This window comes from Luteimonas galliterrae, assembly GCF_023374055.1.
GTDB classification, from domain to species: Bacteria; Pseudomonadota; Gammaproteobacteria; order Xanthomonadales; family Xanthomonadaceae; genus Luteimonas_C; species Luteimonas_C galliterrae.
Map to the genome: position 1 here is coordinate 63365 of NZ_JAMBEP010000001.1, position 13738 is coordinate 77102.

Annotated in this window: 13 protein-coding genes; 9 read left to right on the forward strand and 4 right to left on the reverse strand. The window is 66.2% G+C overall.

Annotation, left to right across the window (positions count from 1 at the left end; genetic code table 11):
* Positions 1 to 448: 448 nt before the first annotated feature.
* The gene (locus M2650_RS00285) at positions 449 to 1282 is read right to left on the reverse strand and encodes an inositol monophosphatase family protein (protein ID WP_249469730.1); all 834 of its coding nucleotides are present in this window, start codon (positions 1280 to 1282) and stop codon (positions 449 to 451) included.
* A gap of 92 nt (positions 1283 to 1374) precedes the next feature.
* Here M2650_RS00285 and M2650_RS00290 point away from each other — a divergent pair, with 92 nt between their 5' ends.
* The 4 genes from M2650_RS00290 to M2650_RS00305 all read left to right on the forward strand — a co-directional run bounded on the left by M2650_RS00290 (position 1375) and on the right by M2650_RS00305 (position 5962).
* Complete coding sequence (locus M2650_RS00290; RefSeq protein WP_249469733.1) at positions 1375 to 2130, forward strand: RNA methyltransferase; 756 nt, start codon at positions 1375 to 1377, stop codon at positions 2128 to 2130.
* A gap of 247 nt (positions 2131 to 2377) precedes the next feature.
* The gene (locus tag M2650_RS00295) at positions 2378 to 3316 is read left to right on the forward strand and encodes a phosphate/phosphite/phosphonate ABC transporter substrate-binding protein (protein WP_425602522.1); all 939 of its coding nucleotides are present in this window, start codon (positions 2378 to 2380) and stop codon (positions 3314 to 3316) included.
* On the forward strand, positions 3313 to 5448 hold the full coding sequence (locus M2650_RS00300) for a putative bifunctional diguanylate cyclase/phosphodiesterase (protein WP_249469735.1): 2136 nt from the start codon (positions 3313 to 3315) through the stop codon (positions 5446 to 5448). The genes M2650_RS00295 and M2650_RS00300 overlap by 4 nt, the downstream gene beginning before the upstream one ends.
* A 94-nt stretch (positions 5449 to 5542) precedes the next feature.
* Positions 5543 to 5962 (forward strand): VOC family protein, encoded by a 420-nt coding sequence (locus M2650_RS00305; RefSeq protein ID WP_249469738.1) that lies wholly within the window; start codon positions 5543 to 5545, stop codon positions 5960 to 5962.
* Between the two features lie 87 nt (positions 5963 to 6049).
* Here the strand turns inward: M2650_RS00305 and M2650_RS00310 are convergent, their stop codons facing one another.
* Positions 6050 to 6601 (reverse strand): YybH family protein, encoded by a 552-nt coding sequence (locus M2650_RS00310; RefSeq protein WP_249469741.1) that lies wholly within the window; start codon positions 6599 to 6601, stop codon positions 6050 to 6052.
* A 279-nt stretch (positions 6602 to 6880) separates the two neighbouring features.
* On the opposite strand from M2650_RS00310, the gene M2650_RS00315 reads away from it, so the two are divergent.
* From M2650_RS00315 to M2650_RS00325, 3 genes are all read left to right on the forward strand, one after another.
* Entirely contained in the window at positions 6881 to 8530 is a 1650-nt protein-coding gene (locus tag M2650_RS00315; protein WP_249469744.1) for a sensor histidine kinase, read from the forward strand.
* Between the two features lie 43 nt (positions 8531 to 8573).
* On the forward strand, positions 8574 to 9032 hold the full coding sequence (locus M2650_RS00320) for a cupin domain-containing protein (protein ID WP_249469748.1): 459 nt from the start codon (positions 8574 to 8576) through the stop codon (positions 9030 to 9032).
* 133 nt (positions 9033 to 9165) lie between these two features.
* The gene (locus tag M2650_RS00325) at positions 9166 to 9351 is read left to right on the forward strand and encodes a hypothetical protein (protein ID WP_249469752.1); all 186 of its coding nucleotides are present in this window, start codon (positions 9166 to 9168) and stop codon (positions 9349 to 9351) included.
* A gap of 208 nt (positions 9352 to 9559) precedes the next feature.
* Here M2650_RS00325 and M2650_RS00330 read toward each other — a convergent pair whose 3' ends face one another.
* Entirely contained in the window at positions 9560 to 10201 is a 642-nt protein-coding gene (locus tag M2650_RS00330) for an exopolysaccharide biosynthesis protein (RefSeq protein ID WP_249469755.1), read from the reverse strand.
* Positions 10191 to 11519 (reverse strand): hemolysin family protein, encoded by a 1329-nt coding sequence (locus M2650_RS00335; protein ID WP_249469758.1) that lies wholly within the window; start codon positions 11517 to 11519, stop codon positions 10191 to 10193. Before M2650_RS00335 ends, M2650_RS00330 begins: the two co-directional genes overlap by 11 nt.
* A 248-nt stretch (positions 11520 to 11767) precedes the next feature.
* Between M2650_RS00335 and M2650_RS00340 the strand changes: the two genes are divergently transcribed.
* Together M2650_RS00340 and M2650_RS00345 are read left to right on the forward strand one after the other, a co-directional pair.
* A complete protein-coding gene (locus tag M2650_RS00340) occupies positions 11768 to 12394 on the forward strand; it encodes a DUF47 domain-containing protein (protein WP_249469763.1) in 627 nt (208 codons plus the stop codon).
* Positions 12395 to 12404: 10 nt separating this feature from the next.
* Positions 12405 to 13526 carry an inorganic phosphate transporter gene (locus M2650_RS00345; protein WP_249469766.1) on the forward strand — a complete coding sequence of 374 codons (1122 nt, stop codon included), beginning with the start codon at positions 12405 to 12407 and terminating at the stop codon, positions 13524 to 13526.
* Positions 13527 to 13738: the final 212 nt, after the last annotated feature.

Genomic DNA, 13738 nt, shown 5'->3' on the forward strand with positions numbered 1-13738 from the left:
AGGGCCGGCGATAAGTGGCCAAGAACACGGGGTGGCCCCATCGCCGGGATACCTTCCAAAGGCCCTTTTTCTTTGGTTACTTCTCTTTTTGGGCCCATCAAAAAGAAAGTAACTCGGCCGCGGTTTTAGCGGACGAAACCCCGGCCTGGAAGGCCGGCAGGTCGCGACGAACCCGCAAGCGAAGGCAGCAGAGCAAGCTCCGCTCTACAAATGTAGGTGCGAATTCATTCGCACGCTCTTGCTACGCTGAAAAGCGTGCGAATGAATTCGCACCTACGAAAATCAAGAGCAGCGGGGCAAAGGCGTGGGATTACTCGCTTCGCTCGCCCTCCGGGCCATCTGCTGACGCAGAGGTTCGCTACGGCCTCCGGCCTCCGCAGTCCCGCCTTCGCGGGGATGACGTCAGGGGTAAAAAAACAGCGGAGGCAAGCCCGCTCTACAAAGCGGCTCAGCCGAAGGTCTTGGCGTATCCCGACGACACGATCAGCTTCTGCAACGGCTCGACCATCTTGATGCCGCCGGCGATGATCTGACCGCCGCCAACGGCATTGGCCACATCCATTCGTCCCAGATTCGCACCGCGGTAATCGCAGACCCGGCCGCCGGCTTCGCGCACCAGCAGGGCGCCGGCGGCGATGTCCCAAGGCTTCACGCCGGCTTCGAAGTAAGCGTCGACGCGGCCGCAGGCCACATAGGCCAGGTCGAGCGCCGCCGAACCGGTGCGGCGCACGTCTTCGGCGTCGCGCAGCAATTCGCGCACGCACTCCAACTGCGCGCCGGCGCGTACGCGCTCGCGCGGCGGGAAACCGGTGACCACCACGCTGCCGGCCAGGTCCTTGCGGTCCGCGACGCGGATCTTGCGATCGTTGAGCACGGCGCCGGCGCCGCGGCTGGCGGTGAACAATTCGTTGCGGATCGGATCGAAGATCACGCCGTGGGTCGGTTCGCCGTTCTCGGTGAGCGCGATCGACACGCAGTAATGCGGAAAGCCGCGCAAATAGTTGCTGGTGCCGTCGAGCGGGTCGATCACCCAGGTGAACTTGCCGCCGCCGCGGCCGGCCTTCTGCGCGCCGCCTTCCTCGCCCAGGATCCCGTAATCGGGGAACGAACGCTTCAGTTCCTTGATGATGGCTTGCTCGGCCAGTCCGTCGACCTCGCTGGCGAAATCCATGCGGTCCTTTTCGACCACATTCAGCGCGTCCAGCTTGCCCAGATGGCGCAGAAGGACGCTGCCGCCCGCACGAGCTGCCTTGACCATGATGGTGACTGCGGGTTTTTGCATGGCGCGGACGGCCTCCGTGGCGCGGGGTAGGGCTGGCGGGGGTAAAGAGCGGTCCGGCGCGATGGCCGGCGCGCGCAGTTTAACATTCGCGCATGGAGACTCCCGCGCAGCGCATCCGCATCGTCCTGGTCGGCACCCAGCATCCCGGCAATATCGGCTCCGCAGCGCGGGCTTTGAAGACCATGGGCCTGCGCCGGCTGGCGTTGGTGGCCCCGCACCGTTATCCGCACGCAGAGGCCTCGGCGATGGCCGCCGGCGCCGATGACGTGCTCGACCAAGCCCAGGTGTTCGCCACTCTGGCCGAAGCCGTGGCCGACTGCCGGCTGGTGTTGGGCTGCACCGCCCGCGACCGGCGCGTGGCCCTGGAACAGCTGCTGCCGCGGACCGCCGCGGCGCGGGCTTGCGCCGCGGCGAACGACAGGGAAGTCGCGCTGGTGTTCGGCCGCGAGCGGACCGGGCTCACCAACGAAGAATTGCAGCTATGCCATGCGGCGGTGCATATCCCCGCCGACCCCGTCTACAGCTCGCTGAACCTAGCCGCCGCCGTGCAGGTGCTGGCCTACGAAGTGCGCCTGGCCGTGCTCGGGCGGACGGCCGTCGATGCGGATGCGGCCGAATCGCGCGTCCTGGCCTCGCATGCCGAATTGGAAGGTTTCTTCGCGCAGCTGGCCCAGACCCTGGACGAGATCGATTTCCACAAGGGCCGGGCGCCCGAATCGGCCATGCGCAAACTCCGCCGCCTGTACTTGCGGGCCGACCTGGACGCCAAGGACGTGCGCCTGCTGCGCGGCATCCTGGCCGATGCGCAGCGGATGGCGTCCCTGGCCCGCCGCGCCGGCGCTCTGTAGAGCGGAGCCTGCTCCGCTACTTTTGCTTGTCTCCTTCCCTTCAGGGGGAAGGCCGGGATGGGGATGGGTTTAATCTTGCTGCTTATGCCGAAATCAAAGTCAAACCCATCCCGCCCAACCCTCCTCTTGAAGGGGAGGGCTTTAAAAGCAGCGGAGCAAGCTCCGCTCTACAGGGCCGGTAAGGCGTCCGCGGCTGCTGTCCCGGCGACTGCGGTTAGGCTAGGCTGCACACGCCGTAGCTCTGGGGATTCGAATCTTGGCTGGACTGACCGCGCGACTCGCAGCCGGGTTGTTGGGTGTGCTGGTCGCACTGTCCCCCTGGTCTTCCGCACGGGCCGTCGACGACGCGCACGTCCTCGTGCTCGGCCGCATCAGCGACGACCCCAAGACGCATTACGAGCAACTCAAGCCGCTGCTGGACTACATCGTGCCGCGCATGGCCGGCGTCGGCATCCGCGAAGGCCGCATCCTGATGGCGCGCGACGCGCAGCAGATGGCCAGCTACCTGCGCCGCGGCCGCGTCGACTGGGTCACCGAAACTTCGGGCACCGGCGTCGCGCTGGAAGCGCGCGCCGGCGCCAAGCTGCTGCTGATGACCGAGCGCGACGGCGTCAGCCATTACCGCACCGTGTTCTTCGCGCGCCGGGACAGCGGCATCACTTCTCTCGACCAGCTGCGCGGACATAGCGTCGCATTCCAGAACATCAGCTCGACCAGCGCCTACTTCGTGCCCGCGTCCGAACTGCTCGAGCGCGGCATGCGGCTGGAGTTGCTGATGTCGCCGATGGACAAGCCGACCACCGGCACGGTGGGCTACGTGTTCGCGCGTTCCGAACTGAACATCGCCAACTGGGTGCACAAGCGCCTGGTCGACGTCGGCGTGATGAGCAATATCGACTGGGACAACCCGCAGCGCGTACCGCCCAGCTACCGCAGCGAGTTGCAGTTGCTGCGCAGCACGCCGGAATACCCGCGCGCGGTGGAAGTGGTGCGCGGCGATCTGGATCCCAAAGTCGAAGCGCGCCTGCGCGAGGTGCTGGTCGAAGCGGCGCAGGATCCCGATGCGCGCGACGCCTTGCGGCGCTTCTTCAAGACCACGCGCTTCCTGCCGATCGATGCGGCTTCCGGACACGCGCTCGAGTACCTGCGCCAAGGCGTCAAGCGGGTCCGCACGGAGGTGGAATGAAGCGCTTCCGCATCGGCCTGCAGGGACAGCTGCTGGCGCTCATGGGCCTGGCGCTGCTGATCTTCGCCACCCTGATGCTGCTGCTGTGGCAACGGCAGGCGACCATGCAATCCGAAGTCACCCGCATCAGCCGCAAGGCCATGCACGACATGGTGATCGACGCGCTGCGCAAGCGCGGCGAAACCACGGCCACCCAGCTGGCCGACAGCTTGACCAATCCGCTGTACTACTTCGATCTGGACGCGATCGGCGCCATCACCCGCGCCGCGATGCGCCAGCCGGACATCAATTACGTGCTGGTCTACGACACCCAGGGCCGCATCATCCACGACGGTTCCGGCGACATCCCGGCCTACGGCCAACCGATGCGCGATCCGCTGGCCTACGAAGTGGTGCGCGCGCGCGGGCCGCATGCGCAATGGACCGACGAAGTGGTCGACGTGTCCAACCCCATCCACCTCGGCGACCAGCGCATCGGCGGCGTGCGCATCGGGTTTTCGCTGTCCTCCGTGCGTGCGACCGAAGAACGCGCCAGCGCCGGCTTGCGCGACAGCCTGGCCGAACTGGGCAGCCGCTACCGCACCTTGATCGCCGTGCTGATGCTGTCGCTGCTGGCGCTCGGCGCGGGCATCGTGTGGGTGATCCAGAGCACGCTGGTGGGCCCGGTGCGGCGCCTGGCCGACGCCGCGCGCGAGATCGAAGCCGGCCGCTTCGGCGGCACCGCGCCGGTCAGCCACCGCAACGACGAAGTCGGCGATCTGGTGCGCGCTTTCGGCCGCATGAGCCAGAGCGTGGCGCGCCACGACCGCGACATCCGGCGCATGGCCTATACCGATGCGCTGACCGGCCTGTCGAACCGGCTCGCGTTCCGCGAGAGCCTGGATCAGCGCCTGCTGGAACTGCGCGGCGTCGGCAAGCAGCTGGCGTTGCTGTTCGCCGACATCGACGACTTCAAACGCGTCAACGACACCCTCGGCCACGAGGCCGGCGACGAGGTGCTGGTGCAATTCTCCACCCGCATCCGCGCCGCGGTCGAGCGTCTCGGCGGCGAGGACGCGCAACTGGCGCGCTTCGGCGGCGACGAATTCGTGATCCTGCTGCAGAGTTCGGTGCAGCCCGGCGACGAGGTGCGCACCAAGGCCAGCCGCCTGGCCGAGAACCTGGTGGTCGAGTTGAGCCGGCCGATCGTGATCCACGACCGCCAGGTGTTCCTGGGCACGTCGATCGGCATCACCCTGTTCCCGGAAGACGCGTCCAGCGCGACCATGCTGATGAAGAACGGCGACATCGCCATGTACCAGGCGAAAGTGGCCGGCAAGAACTGCTACCGCTTCTACAGCCGCGCGATGGACCAGGCGGTCGAACGCCGCGTACGCATGGAGCAGGAATTGCGCGGCGCCTGGGAGCGCGGCGAACTCAGCGTGGCCTATCAACCGGTCTATCGGCTGCGCGACAACCGCCTGGTCGGCGCCGAGGCGCTGCTGCGTTGGCACCATCCGGAGCAGGGCATGGTGTCGCCGGCGGTGTTCATCGACGTGGCCGAGCAGAGCGGCCTGATCGAAACCATCGGCCCGCAGGTCCTGCGCGTGGCCTGCCGCGATGCGATGCGCTGGCAGGACGAATTCGCCACCGACGAGCCGCTGTTCGTATCGGTCAACGTATCGCCGCGGCAATTGCGCAGCGCCGAACTGCCGGGCCTGGTGGAGGCCAGCCTGAAGGAAACCGGCCTGCCCGCATCGCAACTGCACGTGGAACTGACCGAAACCGCGGTGATCGGCGACGAGCTGCACGCCAGCACGCTGCTGTCGCGCCTGCGCAGCATCGGCGTGAAGGTATGGCTGGACGATTTCGGCACCGGCTTCTCCGGCCTCAGCCATTTGCGCCGCGTGCCGGTCGACGGCGTCAAGATCGACCGCAGCTTCATCGCCGACGTATTGCGCGACCCCGACGACCTCGCGCTCACCACCGCCATCATCGCGATGGCGCATTCGCTGGGCATCACCGTCGTCGCCGAAGGCGTGGAGAAGGAAGGCCAATACGCCATCCTGCGCGAACGCGGCTGCGACCTGGCGCAGGGGTATTGGCTGGGGCATCCGTCCAGCGCGCAGGATTTCGCGCGGTTGTTGATCTGATTATCGGCGCGCTGCAGCCTAACCGCTCTAGACGCATCTTTAAGGCCAAGCGCGCTAGGCTTCGTCCGTATCGACAGGCACTGCGGAGGCCGGCATGAAACCTCGCATCACAGTCCTTACTCTCGGCGTCGACGATCTGGAAAGGTCGCTCGCGTTCTATCGCGATGGCCTCGGATTGAAGACGGAAGGGATCGTGGGAACAGAATTCGAGAACGGCGCAGTCGCTTTCTTCGAGCTGGAAGGGAACCTGAGGCTTGCGATCTGGCCACGGAAGAGCCTTGCCCACGATGCGGGCCTGCCGCAGGCGCCGCCCAGCGCTACCGATTTCTCCATCGGCCACAACGTCGCTTCCAAAGCCGAAGTGGATGCCGTCATGGAACTCGCCAAAGCGGCGGGCGCCGCGATCGTGAAGCCGGCGCGGGACACCGTGTGGGGCGGTTATACCGGCATCTTCCAGGACCCGGATCATCATCTTTGGGAAATCGCGTGGAATCCCGCGTGGAAACAATCGTAAGTTGCGGTTCGCTTCCGACGATGGTGGCGTTCGGCCGCATAAGCGGCCCGATGATCTTGTCCGGCGTGCCGCGCCAGCGTTCGCGCGCTAGGGCGCTTCGCCCCTGGCCAACGCCGCCGCCTGCGCCAGGCTGATGCCGTCGACGAGCGGATCCGCATGCCGGTGCGCGAGCCGCCATCCCGATCCTTCGCGGCGGTAGACCAGGGTGACGCGCAGCGCCCAGTCCTGGGCCTTCAGTCCGCCGACTTCGACGTGGGCGCGCTCGATGACGGCGAGCACCACCATGTCGGCCGAGGCGTAGCTCTGGACGACTTCCTGTTTCAGTGTGCCGTTCTTGAAGAACCGGCCCATCGCTTGCATCCGCTCGTCGGTGAGCTGCGACGCATGCGTGGGCGGCCCGCCGAAGGGCGCCATCAGCGTGAAGTCGTCGGTGAGTTCGATCAGTTCCCTATAGGCGTCGATATCGCCGCGCATGAGCGCCGCGTTCGAATCCGCGGACAGTTTGATGAGGCCGGCGACGTCGTCGCCGTGGCCGGAAGGCGATGGCATGAGCATGGAGATGTTCGTGGCGCCGGCGATCTCGAGCGAGGCGAGACTGGTGCCGGCAAAGGCGAGGAAAGAACGTCGTGAGGTAGGCATGCGGACTCTTGTCCCGGTGCGATAGCTGCGATCCAGCGTTGCTGGATACTCGACACCGACATCGGTATTCGTGGGGGCACTATGTTGGAGTCTCGGCCCGGTGCGCTCCACTGTCGCCACGGGGTGCCGGAGCGCTAACTTCGGCCAGTACACACTTCCGCTCAAACGTATATTTTTGCCGTCTGCGCATCGCAGGCTTCGGCATCCGCCCGACGGCCTTGCGCGCCGTGCCCGGATCGTCACCCCGACGGAGTCGCCGGTGCCGTCCAGGAGCCCACGATGTCCCGCCACGTCCAAGGGCAGCTCGAACTGCTGTCCCACATCGTCGAAGAGATTTCGGGCGAGCTGGCGCTGGAGCCGTTGCTGCGGCGCATCCTGGAGCGCGCTTGCTCGCTGCTGGATGCCGACGACGGCATGATCGGGCTCTATTCGCCGCAGCACAACGCGATACACACCGCGGCTACGTACGGCAGGCCGCTGCAGAACGCATACAGCTACGTGTATCCCGGCCAGGGCCTGGTCGGGCATGTGCTGAAGACGGGCGCGCCGATCTGCATCCGCTACGGCGACCTGCCCAATCCGCTGGACAACGAGCATCCCGACAAGAACGTCATGGGCATGCCGATCCACATGCGCGGCGCGCTGATCGGCGTGTTCTGCGTGGCGTCCTGGCGCGAAGGTTTTCTCGAAAACGACAACCAGGCCTTGCTGCGCCTGTTCGCGCGGCATGCGGCCATCGCCATCGACAATGCGAACCGGTACAGCCGGGAACAGCGCCGCACCTTCAGGTTCGGGTTGATCGCCAAGGTGGCCGCGCTCGGCGCCGCGGGCACGGACCTGGAAACGCTGCTGCAGCGGGTGGCCGATGCCACGCACGAGATGCTGTCCTATCCCAGCGTCGACCTCGGCCTGATCGATCCCGACGACGAGAACGCGCTGGTGATACGCGTGCGCAGCGGCAGGTCGAAGCAGAACAGGCAGGAGGCCCGCCTGCCCATCAGCGGCGGCATCATGGGCGCAGCCGTGCGCGAGCGCGCCGCGCAACTGGTCAACGACGTTACCCAAGACCCGCGCTACATCGCGCCGCCGGAGGCGCGGCCGTTCGGCGCCGAACTGGCCATCCCGATCCGCTACGGCGACGAAGTGCTCGGCGTGTTGAACGTGGAAGGCGAGGGGCCGTTCGACGAACTGGACAGCGCCGGCCTGGAGATCGTCGCCGAATACCTGGCGACCGCGATCATCAACGATCGCCTGCACACGCGTTCCCGGCAGGTCGCATTGCTCGAGGAAAGGCAGCGCCTCGCGCGCGATCTGCATGACAGCGTCACCCAGCTCATGGCGTCGATGAACCTGATCTGCCAATCGCTGGCGGAAGCCTGGCGCCGCGATCCCGCCGAAGGCCGACGATTGGTCGGCAGGCTGGGCGAGTTGTCGCAGCTCGCATTCGGGGAATTGCGCGGCATGCTCGCCGAACTGAAGCCCGATGCGGCGAAGGCCGGCGCGCAGTGCGACCTGCCGGGGGAACTGCGCCGGTTGCTGCGGATCATGGTGCCTACGCCGATCCGGTTGGAATTCGAAGTGGTGGATTACCTGCCGCAGGCGCCGCGCCACGAGGAAGCGATACTCCGGGTGTGCCAAGAGGCGGTGTCGAACGCCGTGCGGCATGCGTCGGCGCGCCGCATCGACATGTCGATCAGGCTGACCGAAACGGAGCTTCTTGTGAGCATCAGCGACGATGGCTGCGGGATACCCAAGCGTCCATCGCCGGGCATGGGGTTGCGCAATATGCGCGGACGCCTGCAGGAGTTGGGAGGCAAGTTGCGCATTTTCGCGCGCCGGCAGCAGGGGACTTCGATCGTGGCGCGTTTGCCCAGGCGCGACAGGCCGGAGCCGGCCGAGACGGTCGCGGCGCGCGGAGAAGCGGGCTAGCATGTGCGGGCGACGCGACCTTCCACTCATGCAGGAGCCGGCCATGCGCGCTGAAGCCCGCATCATCGTCCTCGTCTCTGCGCTTTTGTTCGATCCGGCGCCGGCGTACGCGGCGTCGTCCGGCCCGCCCATGATCGTCGCGCCTTACGAACAGGCTGTCTTCGTGCCGTCCAACCCGGACAATCCCGGCGGCACGCAGATCGCCGTACTCAAGGGCGATCCGACGACCGGACCTTCGGCGATGCTGATGCGTATGAAGAAAGGCGCCAGCCCGCTGCATGTCCACTCATCCGATTATCAGCTGGTGGTGATCGAGGGCACGATGAAGCATTTGGGCGCGGCGCAGCGGGAAAGCGACGCGAAACCGCTGGGGCCGGGAAGTTACTGGTTTCAGCCGGGGGAGCAGGCGCATTCGGATGCGTGCCTGGTCGACGAGTGTCTGATGTATATCGTCTGGTCGGGAAAGCGCGACGGGCGGTTGGTGGAGAAGGGCGGGCTTTAAGCCGTCATTCCTGCGAAGGCGGAAATCCAGCGACTTGGCTTTAGCCCTCTCGCGCTTGCGGGAGAGGGTTGGGTGAGGGCACGCGCGATGTCAGATCGCAGCGAAAGGGGATTCGAGTTCGAAACCATCGGAAATGATCCGTCTGACGCGATCTGAGGCTTCGCGCGCCCTCACCCCAGCCCTCTCCCGCAAGCGGGAGAGGGGGCAGAGCGCGCCGGCGTCGGCGCATTCGGATGCGTACCTGGTCGACGAATGCCTGATGCATATCGTCTGGTCGGGGAAGCGCGACGGTTGGCTGGTGGAGAAGGGCGGGCTTTAAGCCGTCATTCCCGCGAAGGCGGAAATCCAGCGACTTGGCTTAAGCCCTCTCCCGCTTGCGGGAGAGGGTCGGGTGAGGGCGCCCGCAGCAGCAGGTCGCGTCGGCGCTTTCTGGATGAGCAAAGTCACTGGATTCCCGCCTTCGCGGGAATGACGGCTAAGAAGCAAAGGCAATCGCCGCGGGTGCGGCGATGCGATCGCGAAGCCGATCACATCAGGCCATCGATCCACCGCGTAGCCATCGCCACCAGATTGCCCGACAGCACGCCGAAGAAACCGATGGCCACGATGCCCGCGATCCAGGCGACCAGCATCAGCGCGCCGTCGCGTTCCAGCAGCGCCAGCGCGAACATCAGCATCAGCGCGCCGAACAGGTAATTGGTGAAGGGGATCGGCAGCGACAGCAGCAGGCCCAGCAGCACCAGCAGCAGGCCGGTGAACAGCGTCGCGAACGGGTGATCCAGCACCGCGGTCAACCGCGGCTTGACCAAATGTTCCAGCCGCTCCAGCCAGGGCGAAATGCGCTGGTTGAAGCGCACCAGCAGGCGGCGGTGCGGGCCGCGCTCGGCCAGGAAGCCGGGCAGCCACGGCTTGCGCAGCAGGAACAGCAATTGCATGCCGACCAGCATCACCAGCGGTCCGCTCAGCGCGCCGGCCAGGCCCGGAATGGGGATGAAAGCCGGCAGCGTGGCGACCATCAGCAGCATGCCGAAAGTGCTGCGACCCAAGTCGGCGAGCACGTCGCGCAGCTTCAGGATCTCTTCCGGATCGCCGATCGCCAGCGCATCCAGGAGCGCGCGCGTGCCCGGTTCGCGCGGCCTCTTCTGTTTTTCGTCGTGATCAGCCGTCATCTTCTTCGTCGCTATCGGCTTCCGGCAGACGCGCCAGCAGCAGCTTGTCCACGCGGGGACCGTCCAGGTCGACCACTTCGATGCGCCAACCGTCCCAGTCGAAATGCTCGCCGGCGTGCGGGATGCGGCCGAAGCGCGCGATCGTCATGCCGGCGGCGGTGTGGTAATCGTGCTCTTCCTCGTCGGGGAAGGCGGCCACGCCCATCAGTTCGCGCAGCTCGTCGATCGGCAGCGCGCCGTCGACCAGCAGCGAGCCATCGCTGCGGACCACGACCAGCGCTTCCTCATCGTCGGTTTCGCTCGACTGCAGACGGCCGAGCACGGCGCCCATCACGTCCGATACGGTGACCAGGCCCTGGATGTCGCCGTACTCGTCTACGACCAGGGCCAGCGATTGCTGCTCCTCGCGCAGGATTTCGAGCAGTTTCATCGCGTGCGTGGATTCGGACACGAACACCGGCGTGCGCAGTTCCTGGAACAGCTCGGGCGCGGTCTGGTCCAGGCGGTCGAGCAGCGATTTCACTTCCAGGATGCCGAGCACGTCCTGGTCGCTGCCGCGGTACACCGGGTAGCGCGAGAACGGCGTCTCGCGCATGGTTTCCAGGTTCTCCTCGAACGGCGCGGACGCATCCAGCCAGGTGATGCGCATGCGCGGCGTCATCAGGCTGTCGGCGGTGCGGTCGCCCAGGCGCAGCACGCGGTTCATCATGTTGCGTTCGTGCGCGTCGATCACGCCCTGCTCGTGGCTTTCGCTCACCAGCAGACGGATCTCCTCTTCGGTGATGGCGTTGCGGGCGTCGTCCTTGATGCCCAGCAGGCGCAATACCAGGCGGTTGATCGCGCCCAGCGTGAACACGATGGGTTTGGCGGCGGTGGCCAGCGTGCTCAGCGGGATCGCGACCACGCTGGCGATGCCTTCGGCGTTGGTCAATGCCAGGCGTTTGGGGATCAGTTCGCCGAAGATCACCGATGAGATCGTGATCAAGCCGACCGCCGTGCCGATGCCGATCGGCCGGGCGTATTCGCGCACCGCCGGGAATACGTCGTCGAGCCAGCCGGCAATGATCAGCCCGATCGCGTCGCCTCCGAACACGCCTGCCAGGATGCCGATCAGGGTGATGCCTATCTGCACGGTCGACAGCAGGTTGTCCGGATGCTCGGCCAGCGCCAGCGCCTTGCGCGCGCCGCGGCTGGGCGCGACAGGGTCCTCCGCCATCTGCTTCAGGCGCAGCTTGCGCGAGGTCATCAGCGCCATCTCCGACAGGGCGAAGAAGGCGTTGAGGGCGATCAGGGCGATGACGATCAGTAGCTCGAGCACGCGGGGGCTTCGCTCAGGGCCGGGGTCGGAAAGGGCAACGGCTGCGCCGCGACGGTATCGCGGGCGGACAAGGGCAGGGGCTTAGGGTCGTCGTCCATAGAAGGCGCCGAGGCGCTGGCGGGGATCATAACAGGGCGGGGAGGGCCCCCAGGCGGGGCCGCGACCCGTGACGGTAATGCCGCAATCGTCATGATGCCGTCATAATTGCGCCTTCGTTCAGACCCCAGCCATCGGGAAGGCCCCACGCGATGTTCTCCCTGCAGACGATCTTCGGCTCCGGCAAGCAGTTCTTCACCCTGATCGAGGACGCCGCCCAGGCCGCCCACGACAGCACCAAGGCCCTGCACGCGATGATGAAGGCCACCGACCGCCAGCCGGCGTTGGACGCCTTCAAGCTGGCCCGCCAGCGCGAGCGCGCGGCGTCGGACAAGATCGGACAGGCGCTGGTGGACAGCTTCATGACCCCGTTCGAGCGCGAGGACATCGAGGCCTTGGGTTCGGCGCTGTACAAGATCCCCAAGCAGGTCGAGAAATTCGCCGACCGGTATTCGCTGGCGATCCGCCACCTGGAAGGCATCGATTTCGCGCCGCGCGCTGCGATGCTCGAACAGGCTTCGGGCGTGGTCGTGGAGATGGTGCACGAGCTGCGCAAGATGAACATCGACCGCATGACCGCGCTCAACGAGAAATTGCGCGCGATCGAGAACGAGGCCGACCGGCTGATGCTGGAGCTCTACCGGGACATCTATTCCGGCAAGCTCGACAACATGCAGATGTTCCTGCTGAAGGAGTTCTTCGAGATCCTGGAAAAAGCGATCGACCGCTGCCGCGAGGCCGGCGTGGTCGCTTACCAGATCGTATTGAAGAACAGCTGAGGCCGGCGCGATGCTCACCCTTGTCTTGGTGGTGATCCTGGCCGCGCTCGTCTTCGAGTTCATCAACGGCTTCCACGACACCGCGAACTCGATCGCCACCGTCGTGGCGACCAAGGTGCTGACGCCGGGGCAGGCGGTGATGCTGGCCGCGGCCACCAACCTGGTCGGCGCGCTGACCGGCACGGCGGTGGCCAAGACCATTTCGTCGGGCCTGGTCGACACCGAGGTGGTCGACGTCACCTCGCAGGTGATCCTGTGCGCGCTGGGCGGCGGCATCATCTGGAACCTGATCACGTGGTGGAAGGGATTGCCGTCGTCGTCTTCGCACGCCCTGATCGGCGGCCTGTGCGGCGCGGCGCTGGCGGCCGCGCACAATAACTGGGCGGCGCTGATCTGGTCCGAGCCGGTCGGCAACTGGGCCAAGAACAAGGGCCTGCTGTGGAAGGTGCTGCTGCCGATGATCAGCTCGCCGATCGCCGGATTTCTGCTCGGCGTGCTGGTGATGCTGCTGCTGTGGGCGATCATCGCGGCGATGTCGCGCGCCGGCGGAGTATTGGCGCGATTGGCGCGGCCGCGCTGGGTCAATGCGTTCTTCGGCAAGGCGCAATTGGTGTCGGCGGCCTACATGGGTTACGCGCACGGCCATAACGATGCGCAGAAGACGATGGGCATCATCGCGTTGGCGCTGTTCGGCGCCGAGGCGAGCGGTGCGCTGGACGATCTGCCGTCGTGGCTGGCCTTCATGCATCCGGGCGTGGCCGGGCAGGACGACATCGCCACCTGGATCGTGCTCACCTGCGCGGTGGTGATGGCGTTGGGCACCGCCGCCGGCGGCTGGAAGATCATCAAGACGCTGGGCCACAAGATGGTCAAGCTGCATCCGATCCACGGTTTCGCCGCGGAGACCAGCTCGGCGACGATCCTGACTTTGGCCGCGCATTTCGGCATGCCGGTGTCGACCACGCACAGCATCTCGACCGCGATCATGGGCGTGGGTTTCGCCAAGAATCCGCGTGCGCTCAAGCTGGGCGTGATCGAGCGGATCGTGTGGGCGTGGATATTGACGATCCCGGCCGCGGGCGGCATCGCTTACGGGTTGTTGCGGCTGCTCGAAGCGGCCGGCTGGGCTTGAGGCTTTGCAGAGCGGAGCTTGCTCCGCTGCTCTTGCTTTAAGCCGTCATTCCCGCGAAGGCGGGAATCCAGCGACTTGGCTTTACCCGTCCCGCTTGCGATAGAGGGTTCGGTGAGGGTGCGCGGGACGGCAGGTCGCATCGTCGCTTTCTGAAGCAGCCAAAGTCGCTGGATTCCCGCCTTCGCGGGAATGACGGCTGAAAGGCTCGCGGC

What these genes read in the sequence shown, in the direction of transcription:
- M2650_RS00345 (WP_249469766.1), top strand. Translation starts at nt 12,405, where the DNA reads ATGCTCACCCTTGTCTTGGTGGTGATCCTGGCCGCGCTCGTCTTCGAG.
- M2650_RS00290 (WP_249469733.1), top strand. Translation starts at nt 1,375, where the DNA reads ATGGAGACTCCCGCGCAGCGCATCCGCATCGTCCTGGTCGGCACCCAG.
- M2650_RS00315 (WP_249469744.1), top strand. Translation starts at nt 6,881, where the DNA reads ATGTCCCGCCACGTCCAAGGGCAGCTCGAACTGCTGTCCCACATCGTC.
- M2650_RS00320 (WP_249469748.1), top strand. Translation starts at nt 8,574, where the DNA reads ATGCGCGCTGAAGCCCGCATCATCGTCCTCGTCTCTGCGCTTTTGTTC.
- M2650_RS00305 (WP_249469738.1), top strand. Translation starts at nt 5,543, where the DNA reads ATGAAACCTCGCATCACAGTCCTTACTCTCGGCGTCGACGATCTGGAA.
- M2650_RS00325 (WP_249469752.1), top strand. Translation starts at nt 9,166, where the DNA reads ATGATCCGTCTGACGCGATCTGAGGCTTCGCGCGCCCTCACCCCAGCC.
- M2650_RS00310 (WP_249469741.1), bottom strand. Translation starts at nt 6,601, where the DNA reads ATGCCTACCTCACGACGTTCTTTCCTCGCCTTTGCCGGCACCAGTCTC.
- M2650_RS00340 (WP_249469763.1), top strand. Translation starts at nt 11,768, where the DNA reads ATGTTCTCCCTGCAGACGATCTTCGGCTCCGGCAAGCAGTTCTTCACC.
- M2650_RS00285 (WP_249469730.1), bottom strand. Translation starts at nt 1,282, where the DNA reads ATGCAAAAACCCGCAGTCACCATCATGGTCAAGGCAGCTCGTGCGGGC.
- M2650_RS00330 (WP_249469755.1), bottom strand. Translation starts at nt 10,201, where the DNA reads ATGACGGCTGATCACGACGAAAAACAGAAGAGGCCGCGCGAACCGGGC.
- M2650_RS00300 (WP_249469735.1), top strand. Translation starts at nt 3,313, where the DNA reads ATGAAGCGCTTCCGCATCGGCCTGCAGGGACAGCTGCTGGCGCTCATG.